This is a genomic window from Methanolobus sp. (assembly GCF_030682845.1).
Lineage (GTDB): Archaea > Halobacteriota > Methanosarcinia > Methanosarcinales > Methanosarcinaceae > Methanolobus.
Map to the genome: position 1 here is coordinate 20,206 of NZ_JAUXNK010000095.1, position 14,269 is coordinate 34,474.

Consider the following 14,269-nt stretch of genomic DNA (forward strand, 5'->3'; position numbering starts at 1 on the left):
GCATTTGACAAACACGTATGTGCATATTAAGAAGTGTAGCCGGAGGCTGTCGATGGAAGATCTTGATGAATTAATCGAAGAGATGGAATTTATTAACTTGAGGGAAAAGACTGTTGAAGATTTACTTAATGAAAAGCCTAAGGAAGCCTACAGGGTGAACTACCAGTAACCTATTAATTATGGCCCCAGTACCCATAATGGGTAATAAATAGCTTCCTCAGAAGGCATCATAGCATTAAGCATAGGGGCTAATATAAAGCAACCCCTTTTTTTATTTTTGTATTCAAGGTTTAATATTATTATATGGTGAATTATCCATATCAAGCGCACCAATTGGAGTTAAGCTTATATGAATTGAGAATATCTTATCACTTATCACGGTTCAATTAAGATTGTCGTGATTTCAAATGAGGTGACTTATAGAGGAAACCTATAGAGCTATCCTAAAACATAGCGTCCATTGATGCTATGCCATACGCAAAAGGAATTAGGTTGCGGCACTCTCTGGAGTCAGGGTAAAAAAGAGAAAAGAATGACGCACGAGGCGTCATGTGTTTAGGTTTAGAACCTTACCATCACGTCAGAAATCATCTGCTGGCTTGCTGTGTCAATTACCTTGACATTAACAGTTTCACCAGATGCGCCTACGTGAGCGGCTGGGAGAGTAGTTGTGGTGTTATTACCTAGTGAGTAGGTGTTTGCCGCTGTGGCAAATATGTAAACTGTCTCTCCTGCACTAAATGCATTTGTGCTCGCATCTGCTATGGTTGAAGTGACTTCAGTTCCATTGCACATTACTTTGGTATTTGTACTGGCTAAGTAGAAATCATCTCCGCCCTGATGTTCAAGCTTCACAGAGTTCTGACTATCAATAACAACAGCGCTCGCTCTTATGCTCGCCTGCGGTGCCTGCTCAGGTGGTCCCATGCCGAATACGAATGCAGCAATGACAGCTGCTAAGATAACAGTAATCGCGACCATCAGGATTACGCCGATGACCGGGGATACTGCATCCTCTTCCTTAAGGAATTGGTTTGATTTGCTCATATATGTTCCTCTCTCATTCAAAAGTCTACACTTTCTTTTGCTTCTTTTTCTGGACTACTTTTTCAAGTTTCTTAGCCCACATTTTATCGTCGAGGTTAATATACTCACACTCGAGATAATGTTGCACTGCTATACTCAGCGCTTCTTTTGTTGAGGACTCGTTACACTTCTTTTTTAGAGCTGCAAGCTCATCCTCGGTGAGTACAGTTTGTGCATGTACAATTTTTACCATTGTATATCGCCTAGTGTTCGACTTGATTCATCTGATGGGCATTTCTGCCAATCTCATCATTATTATAATATTATCTTTTCTATATATACTTTTTTAATATAAATTTGCTGTTGCGGCCTGATAAGGCTACTGTAGCTTTATTTTATATTAATCAGCATATATATCGGACAGGGATGGCACATCAGGACATGCAAGATGCTTCATCCGACTAATCTCACATATATGAGCATCAAAATTACTATCATTAATAGTATATATAGTGTGCTGAGTCCCTTTTCGCTTTAAACCATCCGGGGATATCATATTCATGGAAATATGGCATTCATTCCGGAAATCTCAGGGCCGCCTGTAATTTACTGACAGGCATCTATAGGGAAAATCAAAATATGACCTCTTCTATTATAGATGCAAACATCACTTACATCCTTAAAAGGTAAAACCATGGTCCCAAGTCGTTTCATAATAACAGTCATAGGTATCGACAAGGTCGGTATTGTAGCAGGCATCACCCGGGTGATGGCGGATTTCAATGTCAATATCGTTGACATCAGCCAGACGATCATGCAGTCCCTGTTCACAATGATAATGCTCGCAGAGATAAAAGAAGAGAACTTCGACCTGTCCTCCTTCCAGAAAGCCATGGCAGCTAAAGGGCATGAGTTCGGGGTCGAGGTCAAAGTGCAGCATGAGGACACTTTCCGCTTCATGCACAGGATATAAGCCCGGAGGCTTTTGAATGCTGATCCATCCCGAAGAGATCCTTGAGACCATTAAAATGGTGACCAACGAGAACCTCGATATCAGGACCGTCACCATGGGCATAAGCCTGCGCGACTGCTGCCATCCCGATATCGACACGTTCAACGAGAACATCTACGAAAAGATAACCACCTGTGCAAAAGACCTGGTAAAGACCACCGACGATGTGCAGAGCCTCTACGGCATCCCCATCATCAACAAAAGGATATCCGTCACTCCCATCGCCATCGTTGCGGAAAGCTGCAAAGAGCCGGACCTCACCTCCGTTGCCCGGACACTGGACCGGGCTGCCCACGACGTAGGCATAGACTTCATAGGCGGCTTCAGTGCCCTCGTGCAAAAAGGCATGACTCCGGGCGACCTGCGGCTCATCAACTCAGTCCCCCAGGCCCTGGCAAGCACAAAGAAGGTCTGCTCGTCCATCAATGTCGCCACAACAAAGGCCGGCATAAACATGGACGCTGTGGCCCTCATGGGCAGGGTGATCAAGGAGACCGCCCACCTTACCCGCGACCAGGGGGGTATCGGCTGCGCTAAGTTTGTGGTCTTTGCAAACGCGCCCGACGACAATCCTTTCATGGCAGGAGCTTTCCATGGCATAGGCGAGCCCGAGTGCACCATCAATGTCGGTGTCAGCGGTCCCGGAGTGGTCAATTCGGCCGTGCGCGCCCTGGAGGACCCTTCACTTGGCGATATCTCGGAGTGTATCAAGAAGACAGCATTCAAGATAACCCGCGTAGGAGAGGTCATCGGCAAAGAGGTTGCAAAACGCCTGGACGCAAGGTTTGGTGTGCTTGACCTCTCTCTCGCCCCGACGCCAGCCATCGGTGACAGTGTCGCCGCAATACTTGAGGCCATGGGTCTGGAGAGTTGCGGCACCCACGGCACAACTGCAGCACTCGCACTGCTCAATGACGCTGTTAAAAAAGGCGGTTCAATGGCATCCTCCTCCGTCGGGGGCTTAAGCGGGGCCTTCATCCCGGTAAGTGAGGACGCAGGCATGATAAACGCAGTATTGTGTGGCTCCCTCAGCCTTGATAAGCTTGAGGCGATGACCAGCGTATGCTCGGTAGGGCTTGACATGATCGCTATCCCCGGTGACACCCCTGCATCCACGATCTCTGCCATAATCGCAGATGAGATGGCCATTGGCATGATAAACAAGAAAACAACGGCTGTAAGGCTCATCCCCGTTCCAGGTAAGACTGTGGGCGACATGGTAGAGTTCGGCGGACTGCTTGGCAGGGCCCCCGTCATGTCTGTGAACAGGTACAGTTCCGAGAAATTCATCGCAAGGGGAGGCAGGATCCCCGCACCCATACAGGCGCTGACAAACTGATGACAACTCTCCCACCGTTTCAGACAGCCATCAGTCAGGCAGACGACCTGACAAGACCCGTTCAGGAGTTCCCATGATAATAACCCTGATAGGAATGCCGGGCGCCGGGAAAAGTTCTGTCGGGAAAAGGCTTGCACGCCTCATGGGGTATACCTTCATCGACACGGACAACCTGATCATCCATGCTGCAGGCGCCCTGCTCCAGAAAATTGTGGATGAGCAAGGTGACATGGCGCTCATAGGTGTTGAGGAGCAGAGTATCCTTGGCCTTCAGTTAAAGGACAACAGTATCATTGCAACAGGTGGAAGTGTGGTCTATTCAGAAAAAGCAATGCAATTCCTCAAAGTAAACTCGGTCGTTGTTTACCTTGATGTTCCCTTCGAGGCTATCGCCCGAAGGCTTTCCAACATTGATACAAGGGGTGTTGTAGGTCTCAAGGGCAAGGGCCTGCGGGAACTCTACCGGGAGCGCACAGGACTTTACACTGCTTATGCCGATGTGACCATCAAGGTCGGTGCCAGGGACAAGGTGCAGGATGTAGTAACCCGGATTGGGGAAAAATTACGTGATAGAGGACTCTGAGCCTCTAACGCCTGCATTTCACTCCAGCAAGATGATTGTGTACTGGGAAGGAACTGCATCATTTAAGGGGAATTTTTGAAGAGGTGTCCCTAATTTATCCAAAGTTTTGTCCAGCCGTATCCCAAGGCCCATAAGACATGGTCTGCGAATTGTCGGATGGTGGCATGGCCCCTTAGAACCCGCACAGTTGACGCCGGAGTAGTCACTGGTGGCACACCATGTGCACATGCCCGGAAAAGTAGCAAGGGCAGTATTGTATCCCAGTTCCCAGGCGAGTTTCTCAAGTTCGATACTTCCTGGCTGTATCCTTTCCTTTCGTTCTCTCATCACGGTTTTTAAGGTGTCCTGGTACTTTTCTTTTGTAATTTTATCTTCAGGTGGAATGATGCTGTATTTTACAAAATTCTCACTGATCTCTCTTGAAAAACGGTTATCTGACTTCCAGTCTACAAGCAGCACCCATTCATAATCATTAAGCATTTTCCTGAATTCGTCCACCGGGGGTATGAACGGGGGACAGACCTGACTGCCATAACCATTGCAACCAAATTCGCATTTCAGGATTGTTCTGTTCTCGACGATTAAATATTCAACAGGTATTAATCTGATATTTTTTGCTCCCTGCTCTTTGGCCTTCTCTTCCAGAAGCCTGTAATTCTCTTCGGTTATTCTCATCCTTTATGCATATTTACCTGAGCACAGATTTAGTTTCTGCTCTCCTACTCCGGAACTCTTTCATTGGGGTTCGCTGCAAATATCTGGAAAACCTGGGAGAGTGCACTTATTTGTAGCTTGGCAAAGAATAATCTATAAGACTGGTAAAAGAGAACATAAAAAAGAAATGGTGCTCCGATCGGGATTCGAACCCGAGTCGCAGGAGTGAGAGTCCTGCATGATTGGCCGTGCTACACTATCGGAGCAAGATGTTTTGATTTGCTTTGGCTTAACAGCATCTCTGAAAGTAGTTTATAGAATATTAACCTTTCGTTAAATAATGGAAGGGTATGTTTGTTTCAGGCAAACATACCGTGGGGGATATTGTTCTCTTCTTCCGAGACTACTTTGTCGTAGGCATCTGTAAGGTCCTTCATGGTTATCTCTGTACCACGTCTTCTTAGGACGAACATGCCAGCTTCCTTTGTGATCACCTTGATGTCGGCACCACTAAGGCTGGCAGTCATTTTGGCGATGCTCGCAATGTCTACGTCCGGGGCAAGTTTCATCTTGCGGGTGTGTATCTTGAATATCTCTGTGCGGCCCTGCTCATCGGGTAGCGGGACCTCTATCACTCTGTCAAAACGTCCCGGACGCAGCAATGCTGGATCAAGCAGGTCTATACGGTTAGTTGCGGCAATGATCTTCACGTTGTTTGTTGCATCAAAGCCGTCCATCTCCGCAAGCAACTGCAGCATAGTCCTGTTGACCTCTGCAGATCCGGTCGTGCCATCATGTGTGCGCATGCCGCCTACTGCATCGATCTCGTCAATGAACAGGATGGTAGGTGCTTTGTCGCGTGCCATCTGGAACACGTCCTTGACAAGCCGCGCACCTTCTCCTACAAACTTCTGAATGAGGTCTGAACCGGACATGCGTATGAAGGTTGCCTGCGCGCGGGATGCAACAGCCTTTGCGATAAGTGTTTTACCTGTACCCGGGGCGCCGTAGAGCAATACTCCTGTGGGTGGCTCGATGCCTATGCGCTCAAAGAGCTCGGGCTCTGTCAGCGGTAATTCCACGGATTCAATTACCTCTTTAAGTACATCATCAAGCCCGCCGATCATATCATAATCTATTCCGGGTGATGTGATAAGCTCCATTACCTGTGCGCGGACATCGGCAGCCCTGCTTATTATAGATACTATAGAGAATGCGGCATTGACACAGACTCTCATTCCTGCCTGTATCTCGCCCTGGAAATGAGTTGGGATCTTAGTCACAACTTCCTGATTGTTCCCGTGCTGCCTTATGAGTGCCATGTCCTTTTCGACTTCCATGACACTTGCGATGAACAGGGGCGGCCTTGTCAGCTGCTCGATCTGTTTTTTGAGTTTACCGGATTCGTCGAGATAAGTGTTCGCCATCATGCTTGCCTCAAGGAGTTTTGCACGCATGTTCTCGTTATTGATCTTTAGTATCTCGATCTCCTGCAGTAATGACTCTACATCCTTTTTGTTAACATCATCTGGCTCAGACTGAGCAGCCAGCTTTGGATTCCGAGTGTCAGCCGGTGATTCGGCACTACTGTTAGACATAGGGGCATACTATACGCACCATCTAATATAAACTCAACTATGGGTAACCTATAAACCAGGCCGTGTGGATTTATAGCAAACCGGGTACCTGCAAAGAAAGCTCATCAGAATCTGGTGGGATTGTAGCTTATCTTTATCATATCTTGCTGTTCACTTGAAACACTGTTTTTGGCAATATTTCTCTGTTACACTGCATTTTAAAGTCCAATGGAGCTTAATTTTCGAAATAGTAACTTGAATGCTGTATTTGCGTGATTAACTCTCTCATTAATGCTCCTATTGAACAAAAAAGAAATATTTATCTAGCATGAATTGCAGTTATTATATTGTTGATAGAAGGATTTGGCTGTATTAATCTCTTCAAAATATGAACGAAGAAATAATATGCCTTTAATTCTCCTTAAAACAAATGAGCACTGAAATAAAAGAAAAGATTTATATATTATTACTTCCATTTAAGTAATTGCAAGGCACAACGCAACAAAGTGTTCCGGATGTGTTAACGCAAAAACAGATCAAGATTAAACGAGCAACCATTATCTGAGGGGATAAATGGTTTGTGAATCCATTATATCTGAGGGGATGAATGGATCTGCAACAAGAGGCAAAAAGATGAAGGTTCGGCTTGAGATCATCGATGAAGATGGCATTGAGAGCACAAATGTCGAGTTTGGCGGGAAGCACTGGAAACGGTGTCTTCTTGCATTCATTGACTCTATCGAGGACGCGAATCCAAAACACACCGAACCTTCGTCTGCTTACTCACACACGAATGTTACTTCTAATCCTGTTAATTACAATGGTGTTCCGGGCTCACAACCTTCTAATGTTCATGATCATGCCCAGCAGCCTGTAATGGCACAGCCGTTTATGCAACAGCAACAGGCTATGCAGCAGCAGGCTTTCTTCCAGCAGCAAGCTCAGCAACAGGCCCAGTACCAACAGCAGCAGCAATCGCCTTATCAGCAGCAGTCTCAATATTATCTACCTCCTGCGGTGGCCCCGTATTATTACTATGGACAGCCGGCTCAGAATATATCCTCTAGCAACTCCCAACAACCACTCCACTATCCACCAGTCCAGCCGGCTGCTCCGGAGGTAATGCCTGTCAGGCAGCAGGATGCTTATAATGGCAGTGTCCGGCAGCGTGTCACAGGACGCACCGCAAGTTTACAGGAACGGATGAACGATTCTTCTCTCACTATCAACGAGAGGCTTGAGCTCTTCCTGAAGTACGAGTATCCTCGTGTCTGGTTCTCCTCGCAGGACGTCCAGCAGCACTACGAGCAGATATACGGCACGATAAAACAGAGCACGGTTTCGACCTATCTCTCAAGGATGTTCCAGAAAAACATGCTGGAGCGTCGTGGCAACAGGACTCAGCGGGAATATAAGTACATCGGTGGCGAGATAAGCAGTCCGCGTCAGCCGGTTCCTGCTCAGGCAGGTGTTCCGCCTTTTTACAGGAACTCCGTGGAATATGGTTAAGTCCAACGACAACGTATCCTGAAGATGAAATTTTTTCAAAATGCTCTCAAAACCGGCATTATTTTACTATTCATCGGTTTTATACTTGTTTTTCTGGGCACACTATTCTCTTCAGGTGAAAGCAATAGTGGTTTCGGAGGCCTTATTCTCATTGGTCCGATACCGATAGCCTTTGGCTCCTCTCCCGCAATAACTTCTACTATGCTGTGGGCAGGTGTTGTGCTAGCATTTGTTTATCTCTTCATGTACAGGAGAGTTCGATAATGTCTTTGCTTATCTATGCAGGTATTTCCCTTATATTCCTGGGCTTCATTCTTATTGTCATAGGAAGTATCGGCTCTTTTCTGGGGGATATTTTTGGCAAAGGAAACCTTAAAACAGACGAACCCGGGACGGATGGATCTAAAACCCATGTAAGGGGTGGTGGCATCATAATGATTGGCCCTGTCCCTATAATATTAGGCTCTGACCGCGGAAGCTTAAAGACTCTCATAATGCTTGCCATAGTTCTGATAACAATATATTTCGTGTTTTCTTCCTGTTACCCTTCCTGTTAATCAGGTGATATTTTGTGGTGAGCATGTGATCGTGTTGGCCTGTTATAAGTGTGACAGGGAGGTGGAATAAACATGCTCTTCCATTGTGAACATGTTTATACAGGTTCAGTCCAATATTACATTTAATGCGCCAGTTCAAACTTGTGTCCGACTACGAACCAAAGGGTGATCAGCCCAAAGCTATAGCCCAGCTGACAGAGGGTATCCGGAAAAACATGAGGCAACAGACCTTGCTGGGTGTTACGGGATCCGGCAAGACCTTCACAGTGGCAAATGTCATCCAGAAAGTGCAGATGCCTACACTTGTGATAGCACACAACAAGACGCTTGCAGCACAACTTTATTCCGAGTTCAGGGAGTTCTTTCCGGACAATGCTGTGGAGTATTTTGTGAGTTATTATGATTACTACCAGCCTGAGGCCTATATACCCACTACGGATACCTATATTGAAAAGGATGCTTCCATCAATGAGGAGATAGACAGGATGCGCCTCTCGGCGACAAGATCACTGCTTGAGCGCCGTGATGTGATCGTAGTATCCAGTGTATCCTGTATCTACAACCTGGGTTCCCCCGAAGAATGGCGCAAGATGTCCGTCTTGCTGACCGTGGGAGATGAACTTGACAGGGCGTCCCTCTTTGAGGATCTAATCAATATACAGTATGAGCGCAACGACGTCGAATTCACGCAGGGTAAGTTCCGCTCCAGGGGGGATACTATTGAAGTATATCCAGCTCAGGAGCGCCAGGGCATTCGCATCGAACTCTTCGGTGATGAGATTGACCGCATAGCTTACTTTGATCCTGTTAGCGGGAAAGTACTCCATGAACTAAGGCCTGGCGAGAGCACCATGATTTATCCTGCCAAGCACTTCGTCATGTCCGAGGAGCACATGGCAGGTGCGCTGGAATCAATTGTGGCTGAGCTTGAGGCTGAGTTGCCCCGGCTCAGGTCCCAGAACAAGCTGCTTGAAGCACAAAGGCTTGAGCAGCGCACCAGGTTTGACCTGGAAATGATACGGGAACTCGGATACTGCAGCGGTATAGAGAACTACTCACGTCACTTTGATGGAAGAAAACCCGGGGAACCCCCTTCTTCCCTGCTGAATTTCTTCCCGGAAGATTACATGGTCGTCATTGATGAATCCCATGTCACCATCCCGCAGGTAAGAGGTATGCATAACGGTGACCGCGCAAGGAAAGAGTCCCTCATTTCCTACGGTTTCCGTTTGCCTTCTGCGTATGATAACCGTCCCCTGCGATATGACGAGTTCGAAAGGCAGCTTAACTATGTACTTTACGTATCCGCCACGCCTGCCGAATATGAGATTCAGAGAAGTGGCGCCGTGGTGGAGCAGATCATCCGCCCCACGGGACTTGTTGATCCGGAGATCCTTGTACGGCCTGTTGAGAACCAGGTAGATGACCTTATAAGTGAGGTGCGCAAAGTGACTGCCGCAGGCTATCGGACACTTGTGACGACTCTCACGAAAAGGATGGCTGAAGACCTTACCGATTATCTTGTAGAACTGGGCATCAGGGTGCGGTACATGCATTCGGATATTGATACTCTTCAGCGGGTTGAGATAGTAAGGGACCTTAGAAAGGGTGAGTTCGATGTGCTTGTAGGCATAAACCTGTTGCGGGAGGGACTGGACATTCCAGAGGTGGCCTTTGTTGCAATTCTCGATGCTGATAAGGAAGGTTTCCTGCGTTCGGAACGTTCTCTTATACAGACTATCGGGCGTGCATCCAGGAATGTGGACGGGCATGTGATACTGTATGCAGGAAACATTACCGGTTCAATGGAGCGTGCAATAAAGGAAACCAACAGGCGTCGCAAGATCCAGGTGGAATTCAATGAAAAGCACGGTATCACTCCTAGATCCATACAGAAAGCACTGCAGAAAGAGATGGTGGAGCACAGGGAATATCCCGAGGGTTCCGAGCTCATGGCGATTGCGGAAGACCTGTCTTCAGTGGAGCTCTCGGACATGATAATAGACCTTGAGTCCGAAATGCACCTGGCTGCCAGGAACCTTGAGTTCGAAAAAGCAGCTGAGCTTCGCGACAGGATAAAAGAACTGCGTGAGAGCTATGCAATATGATTGGCACTCTCATCTTCTGAGTATGCGCCGCATCCTGCCCTTTGGCTTGCCGGGGGTACTTTCGTCGTCCCTGATATCCTTTCCGGTGTAATGAAGAAAGACATCATCAAGTGTTGGCTTGTGCAGGTTGACGGACTCTATCGTGAGACCAAGTTGTGCGGTGGTTCCCAGAATATCCGGTATCTCACGTTCTCCGTTGGCGGCTGTGATGCGCACCAGGTTTTCAGATGTGGATATGTTATTCACTCCCGGACGGGTGCTGAACTGTTCAGCTAGTGCTCGTGCTTCATATTCTGAAGTGAGGCCGAGTGTAATGATATCCCCGCCCAGGGATGACTTTAGCTCATACGGGGTGCCAATTGTGATTATCCTGCCGTGGTCGATGATCGCTATCCTGTTGCAGAGCTTGTCGGCCTCTTCCATATAGTGGGTGGTGAGCACCATGGTAATATTCTTATCCCGGTTCAGCTCCCGGATGTACTCCCATATATGGTTCCTTGTCTGGGGGTCAAGCCCGATGGTCGGCTCGTCCAGGAAGAGCAGGTTTGGGTAATGCATCAGCCCCCGGGCTATCTCCAGGCGGCGCATCATCCCGCCTGAGTACTTCTGAACTATCTCATTTTCCCACTTTGACAGCTCCACCAGTTCCAGGACCTCTTTCATCCTTTCAGAGCGTTGTTTCTTATTGAGGCCGTAGAGCCTGCCATGCAGATCCAGATTCTCCCTGCCTGTCAGCTTCTGGTCAAGGGTCGTTTCCTGGAATACCACGCCTATGGACTGGCGGACCCTGGTGGGATTCCTGCTGATGTCATACCCCCAAACGGTAGCTTTGCCCGATGTGGGTCTGAGCATTGTGGAGAGCATGGATATAAGAGTGGACTTGCCTGCCCCGTTGGGCCCAAGAAGCCCGAAAAGCTCCCCCTTCTCCACAGTGATGTCGATATTGTCCACTGCCGTCAGGTTGTCATACTGCTTGGTTATTCTCTCCGTGTGGATTGCGGCGTCGCTCATTCTTACCCCTGGAACAATGGCTTAACGTTCAAATATACTTATGTATTCAGCGCCGGGCGAAAATGTTATATTCAAAAAAACGCTTGTATGGGTTACACTCTGCGCCGATGGTCTAGCGGCTATGACTGGGGCCTTCCAAGCCCTAAACCCGGGTTCGAATCCCGGTTGGCGCATCTGTCCCTTCATTCTTCTTCTTAATATTCAAGAATTTTAATAGAATCTACTCTATTCTTTTTTATATGGTAATTATAGAGTATATATAGAAAATTTTTATATAGTCTCGATAATGTTTTAATACTACTTCTGTAAAACGGTGGTAGTAGTGGAGTTATTAGAAAGCTTTGAAAGAGACCTGACTATCCGCAGGAGATCGATTCGGACGGTCCAGGGATACAGCAAGATAATAAGAAAGTTCCTGGAATACTTTCCGGAGCCTAAGAAACATGCATCTTCTCATCCTGCACGGCCGGCTTAATGTGGAGACCGCCCACTACTACAGCCGCGCCCCGATGGACGACGGTGTAACTGAATGGGGGGTGTGGAAGGGCTTGGGGCACGGATGCGCGAGGGCACAATCAGGCCATGTCCTGCGGACATGACCAAGTTAAGAAGTGTGAGCGTATGACTTGTTGTATTATACTGTATTATAAGGCATTAATAACAGCATATAATAAACTATAAGTGTGTATAAGTCCTTATACTTTATAACAAATGGAGCAAAAGTACATGACACACAACGCACCAACAACCATACCAACCACAAAGGTGGTGAGAGACCGACTGAAAAGCTATGGTCAAAAGGGGGAGACCTATAGTGATATTCTTGAACGCCTGATGGATAAAGTCGATAAAGACGAATTCATGGACCGCATGTACAGGCGCTTAGAGGAAAAGGATCAGTTTGTCTCACTTGATGAACTCTGAAGTGAGTTAAATGAAATATCGAGTAAGTATACATCCACATGTCCGGAAATTCCTGAATGCACTTGATCTTGAAACTAAAAACAGACTTGTAGAAGGCCTTCGTAAATTGGAGGACAATCCATTAGATAATGATGTTAAAAAACTAAAAGGAACTAAAGGCCGGCAAGACCTTTACAGGTTACGCATTGGAGATTACAGAGCTATTTTTGCAATTGAAGGCGACATTATATACGTACTCGAAGTTATTAACCGCGAGCATGGTTACAAATGGCTTTGATTAACCCTTCTTATTAATCCGGATCGTCTTCATCAGGATTGCCGATCTCGGCCCAATATTTAATATCTGTCGTTTGATCAGAGAGACCGGTATATACTCATAATATCACCTCATGGATCCGCATACAATCTCCCCTTAACAAAATGCTCGTTACCTCTGGCCTTATACCTATTCAGGAAATCCCTGATTATCGGATTCTCTCAGGCGTTGACCATCCTTTCTATCCTGGTCACCTGTGACTTTTTGGAAAGCATGTGCAGGAATACGGGTAAACGGGAGCTTGCTACCTGTCTTGCCAGACTTGCTGTTGCTTTATTCAATTTGTTGCTCCTGTCCGGCATGTCTCTTGCCAGAGCGCTCATCACCCTGTCGAAAGCACCAATTCCGGTGGAAAAACCAGTTTCCTCCCATATCCCCTTATCGATGCTGAACAACAGTTCGATAAGGCCTCCTAACTCTGCAGCAAAGTGTTTCCAAGCGGGTTCCTCCATGACCAGGTAGGAACGCCCTTTGCTGATATTGGAAAAGTATTCATGGAAAGTATCGCCCTGTGCGAGTGTGTATACCTTTCCTATATTGCCGGTATGGCTGTCAGTGTTAATTGCAATTCCCTTGTTATATCGCTGTGCAAGGACCATGGAGAAGAAATTCTTCTGCCGAAGGTCCTGAGCATTGTACTCCACCACAGGAAAATGCTTAACGAGCTCGGGCACTGCAAGTATATTTGGCTTTTCACCGAACTTGAACCAGAAGGGGTGGTTGTAGATATAAGGCAGGTCATTACTTTTAAGATAGTCAATGACGCTGTAAATGTTCTTCTCCTTCTTTGCCAGAAGCTCTATTTCCTGATATTGCTCCCTGTCAAATGCGAAGGCGTTCATATGTACTGTATGCCCTACGTTTTCGATGTCCTTTATGGATATCTCTACACCAGGGGTCAGGTCTTCCCTGTTCCATCCCAGCATATCGTAGGCCTTTATAGTATCATGGTCCGTGAACGTGACATAGTCAAGTCCCATACTTTTCGCTTTCTCAAAAAGGCGGGCGGGGTGGGACTGCCAGGCAGGAGGGACATCATGCGAGCAGCATGTATGTACATGCATATCAGCTTTGCACCATCCGTCCTCCATAAGTTCGGCTGCCCTTTCTGAAGAAATGATCTTATCTTTTATCTCGGAGGTCTGAAACAATTTATCACAGCGCGGTTTGTGGGTGGTGGTATTATAGAGTACAATCTTTGAAACGGGATGATATATAACTATATTTATTAATTCCGTATTTTAAGTACTAACTATATATCTGCATACGCGGCTATTTATTATTAATTATTATGTTATTAATGAAATAATATCTGATCGTCATCTATCCCTGTCTGTTCGATTCTCATAGTTTGATCCTGCTGTAATTATTCCTGCGTTTTGTTCCTGGTCGTTTTTTGCTAAAACCTTTAACTTTGCAGGTCTATTATCTTTTATGGAGAGATCAGAAATCGTTTTTGGGATGCTGGCTGAAGTTGCCATGTCCGGGGTGTGTCAGAATGCAGAAGCAGGTAACTAATGAGGTTGAATGATGGCGGATATCAACAGATCGATCTTCGTTTTCAGGAGGGACCTGCGCATCGACGACAATCTGGGTCTCAGGGCAGCCGTGGAGTCTTCAAATGAAGTAATCCCTTGCTTCATATTCGACCCA

At 46.8% G+C, this 14,269-nt stretch carries 17 protein-coding genes and 2 tRNA genes; 12 read left to right on the forward strand and 7 right to left on the reverse strand.

Features of this window, described 5'->3' with window-relative positions:
* Nucleotides 1-561: 561 nt before the first annotated feature.
* Nucleotides 562-1,047 carry a type IV pilin N-terminal domain-containing protein gene (locus Q8J68_RS12900; protein WP_305311925.1) on the reverse strand — a complete coding sequence of 162 codons (486 nt, stop codon included), beginning with the start codon at nucleotides 1,045-1,047 and terminating at the stop codon, nucleotides 562-564.
* 25 nt (nucleotides 1,048-1,072) lie between these two features.
* The gene (locus tag Q8J68_RS12905) at nucleotides 1,073-1,279 is read right to left on the reverse strand and encodes a DUF5371 family protein (RefSeq protein WP_305311926.1); all 207 of its coding nucleotides are present in this window, start codon (nucleotides 1,277-1,279) and stop codon (nucleotides 1,073-1,075) included.
* 441 nt (nucleotides 1,280-1,720) lie between these two features.
* Between Q8J68_RS12905 and Q8J68_RS12910 the strand changes: the two genes are divergently transcribed.
* From Q8J68_RS12910 to Q8J68_RS12920, 3 genes are all read left to right on the forward strand, one after another.
* Entirely contained in the window at nucleotides 1,721-1,999 is a 279-nt protein-coding gene (locus Q8J68_RS12910; RefSeq protein ID WP_305311927.1) for an ACT domain-containing protein, read from the forward strand.
* 16 nt (nucleotides 2,000-2,015) lie between these two features.
* A complete protein-coding gene (locus Q8J68_RS12915) occupies nucleotides 2,016-3,377 on the forward strand; it encodes a PFL family protein (RefSeq protein WP_305311928.1) in 1,362 nt (453 codons plus the stop codon).
* A gap of 73 nt (nucleotides 3,378-3,450) precedes the next feature.
* Nucleotides 3,451-3,960 carry a shikimate kinase gene (locus tag Q8J68_RS12920; protein WP_305311929.1) on the forward strand — a complete coding sequence of 170 codons (510 nt, stop codon included), beginning with the start codon at nucleotides 3,451-3,453 and terminating at the stop codon, nucleotides 3,958-3,960.
* A gap of 18 nt (nucleotides 3,961-3,978) precedes the next feature.
* On the opposite strand, the gene Q8J68_RS12925 is transcribed toward Q8J68_RS12920, so the two are convergent.
* The 3 genes from Q8J68_RS12925 to Q8J68_RS12935 form a co-directional block, all read right to left on the reverse strand.
* On the reverse strand, nucleotides 3,979-4,635 hold the full coding sequence (locus Q8J68_RS12925; protein WP_305311930.1) for a DUF2284 domain-containing protein: 657 nt from the start codon (nucleotides 4,633-4,635) through the stop codon (nucleotides 3,979-3,981).
* A gap of 167 nt (nucleotides 4,636-4,802) precedes the next feature.
* Nucleotides 4,803-4,880: transfer RNA gene (locus Q8J68_RS12930), tRNA-Glu, on the reverse strand.
* 93 nt (nucleotides 4,881-4,973) lie between these two features.
* Nucleotides 4,974-6,212, reverse strand: a complete 1,239-nt coding sequence (locus tag Q8J68_RS12935) for a proteasome-activating nucleotidase (protein WP_305311931.1) — start codon at nucleotides 6,210-6,212, stop codon at nucleotides 4,974-4,976.
* Nucleotides 6,213-6,794: 582 nt separating this feature from the next.
* Between Q8J68_RS12935 and Q8J68_RS12940 the strand changes: the two genes are divergently transcribed.
* From Q8J68_RS12940 to uvrB, 4 genes are all read left to right on the forward strand, one after another.
* Nucleotides 6,795-7,700 (forward strand): hypothetical protein, encoded by a 906-nt coding sequence (locus tag Q8J68_RS12940; RefSeq protein WP_305311932.1) that lies wholly within the window; start codon nucleotides 6,795-6,797, stop codon nucleotides 7,698-7,700.
* A gap of 24 nt (nucleotides 7,701-7,724) precedes the next feature.
* Nucleotides 7,725-7,964: a DUF131 domain-containing protein gene (locus Q8J68_RS12945; protein WP_305311933.1), complete on the forward strand. Its 240-nt coding sequence runs from the start codon at nucleotides 7,725-7,727 to the stop codon at nucleotides 7,962-7,964.
* Nucleotides 7,964-8,257 carry a DUF131 domain-containing protein gene (locus Q8J68_RS12950; protein WP_305311934.1) on the forward strand — a complete coding sequence of 98 codons (294 nt, stop codon included), beginning with the start codon at nucleotides 7,964-7,966 and terminating at the stop codon, nucleotides 8,255-8,257. The genes Q8J68_RS12945 and Q8J68_RS12950 overlap by 1 nt, the downstream gene beginning before the upstream one ends.
* 125 nt (nucleotides 8,258-8,382) lie before the next feature.
* On the forward strand, nucleotides 8,383-10,365 hold the full coding sequence (gene uvrB, locus Q8J68_RS12955) for an excinuclease ABC subunit UvrB (protein ID WP_305311935.1): 1,983 nt from the start codon (nucleotides 8,383-8,385) through the stop codon (nucleotides 10,363-10,365).
* A 9-nt stretch (nucleotides 10,366-10,374) separates the two neighbouring features.
* On the opposite strand, the gene Q8J68_RS12960 is transcribed toward uvrB, so the two are convergent.
* The gene (locus Q8J68_RS12960; protein WP_305311936.1) at nucleotides 10,375-11,376 is read right to left on the reverse strand and encodes an ATP-binding cassette domain-containing protein; all 1,002 of its coding nucleotides are present in this window, start codon (nucleotides 11,374-11,376) and stop codon (nucleotides 10,375-10,377) included.
* A gap of 101 nt (nucleotides 11,377-11,477) precedes the next feature.
* Between Q8J68_RS12960 and Q8J68_RS12965 the strand changes: the two genes are divergently transcribed.
* The 4 genes from Q8J68_RS12965 (at nucleotide 11,478) to Q8J68_RS12980 (ending at nucleotide 12,577) form a co-directional block, all read left to right on the forward strand.
* Nucleotides 11,478-11,549: transfer RNA gene (locus Q8J68_RS12965), tRNA-Gly, on the forward strand.
* Nucleotides 11,550-11,698: 149 nt separating this feature from the next.
* Nucleotides 11,699-11,851: a hypothetical protein gene (locus tag Q8J68_RS12970; RefSeq protein ID WP_305311937.1), complete on the forward strand. Its 153-nt coding sequence runs from the start codon at nucleotides 11,699-11,701 to the stop codon at nucleotides 11,849-11,851.
* A gap of 251 nt (nucleotides 11,852-12,102) precedes the next feature.
* Nucleotides 12,103-12,300: a hypothetical protein gene (locus Q8J68_RS12975; RefSeq protein ID WP_305311938.1), complete on the forward strand. Its 198-nt coding sequence runs from the start codon at nucleotides 12,103-12,105 to the stop codon at nucleotides 12,298-12,300.
* A 10-nt stretch (nucleotides 12,301-12,310) separates the two neighbouring features.
* A complete protein-coding gene (locus Q8J68_RS12980) occupies nucleotides 12,311-12,577 on the forward strand; it encodes a type II toxin-antitoxin system RelE/ParE family toxin (protein ID WP_305311939.1) in 267 nt (88 codons plus the stop codon).
* A gap of 200 nt (nucleotides 12,578-12,777) precedes the next feature.
* On the opposite strand, the gene Q8J68_RS12985 is transcribed toward Q8J68_RS12980, so the two are convergent.
* The gene (locus Q8J68_RS12985) at nucleotides 12,778-13,767 is read right to left on the reverse strand and encodes a PHP domain-containing protein (RefSeq protein WP_305311940.1); all 990 of its coding nucleotides are present in this window, start codon (nucleotides 13,765-13,767) and stop codon (nucleotides 12,778-12,780) included.
* A 379-nt stretch (nucleotides 13,768-14,146) separates the two neighbouring features.
* Between Q8J68_RS12985 and Q8J68_RS12990 the strand changes: the two genes are divergently transcribed.
* Nucleotides 14,147-14,269: deoxyribodipyrimidine photo-lyase (locus Q8J68_RS12990; RefSeq protein ID WP_305311941.1), on the forward strand; the 123-nt coding region annotated here is incomplete at its 3' end.

Excerpts from the sequence above, each read along its gene's own strand:
- Q8J68_RS12900 (WP_305311925.1), bottom strand. The coding sequence starts at position 1,047 with ATGAGCAAATCAAACCAATTCCTTAAGGAAGAGGATGCAGTATCCCCG.
- Q8J68_RS12905 (WP_305311926.1), bottom strand. The coding sequence starts at position 1,279 with ATGGTAAAAATTGTACATGCACAAACTGTACTCACCGAGGATGAGCTT.
- Q8J68_RS12910 (WP_305311927.1), top strand. The coding sequence starts at position 1,721 with ATGGTCCCAAGTCGTTTCATAATAACAGTCATAGGTATCGACAAGGTC.
- Q8J68_RS12915 (WP_305311928.1), top strand. The coding sequence starts at position 2,016 with ATGCTGATCCATCCCGAAGAGATCCTTGAGACCATTAAAATGGTGACC.
- Q8J68_RS12920 (WP_305311929.1), top strand. The coding sequence starts at position 3,451 with ATGATAATAACCCTGATAGGAATGCCGGGCGCCGGGAAAAGTTCTGTC.
- Q8J68_RS12925 (WP_305311930.1), bottom strand. The coding sequence starts at position 4,635 with ATGAGAATAACCGAAGAGAATTACAGGCTTCTGGAAGAGAAGGCCAAA.
- Q8J68_RS12935 (WP_305311931.1), bottom strand. The coding sequence starts at position 6,212 with ATGTCTAACAGTAGTGCCGAATCACCGGCTGACACTCGGAATCCAAAG.
- Q8J68_RS12940 (WP_305311932.1), top strand. The coding sequence starts at position 6,795 with ATGAATGGATCTGCAACAAGAGGCAAAAAGATGAAGGTTCGGCTTGAG.
- Q8J68_RS12945 (WP_305311933.1), top strand. The coding sequence starts at position 7,725 with ATGAAATTTTTTCAAAATGCTCTCAAAACCGGCATTATTTTACTATTC.
- Q8J68_RS12950 (WP_305311934.1), top strand. The coding sequence starts at position 7,964 with ATGTCTTTGCTTATCTATGCAGGTATTTCCCTTATATTCCTGGGCTTC.
- uvrB (WP_305311935.1), top strand. The coding sequence starts at position 8,383 with ATGCGCCAGTTCAAACTTGTGTCCGACTACGAACCAAAGGGTGATCAG.
- Q8J68_RS12960 (WP_305311936.1), bottom strand. The coding sequence starts at position 11,376 with ATGAGCGACGCCGCAATCCACACGGAGAGAATAACCAAGCAGTATGAC.
- Q8J68_RS12975 (WP_305311938.1), top strand. The coding sequence starts at position 12,103 with ATGACACACAACGCACCAACAACCATACCAACCACAAAGGTGGTGAGA.
- Q8J68_RS12980 (WP_305311939.1), top strand. The coding sequence starts at position 12,311 with ATGAAATATCGAGTAAGTATACATCCACATGTCCGGAAATTCCTGAAT.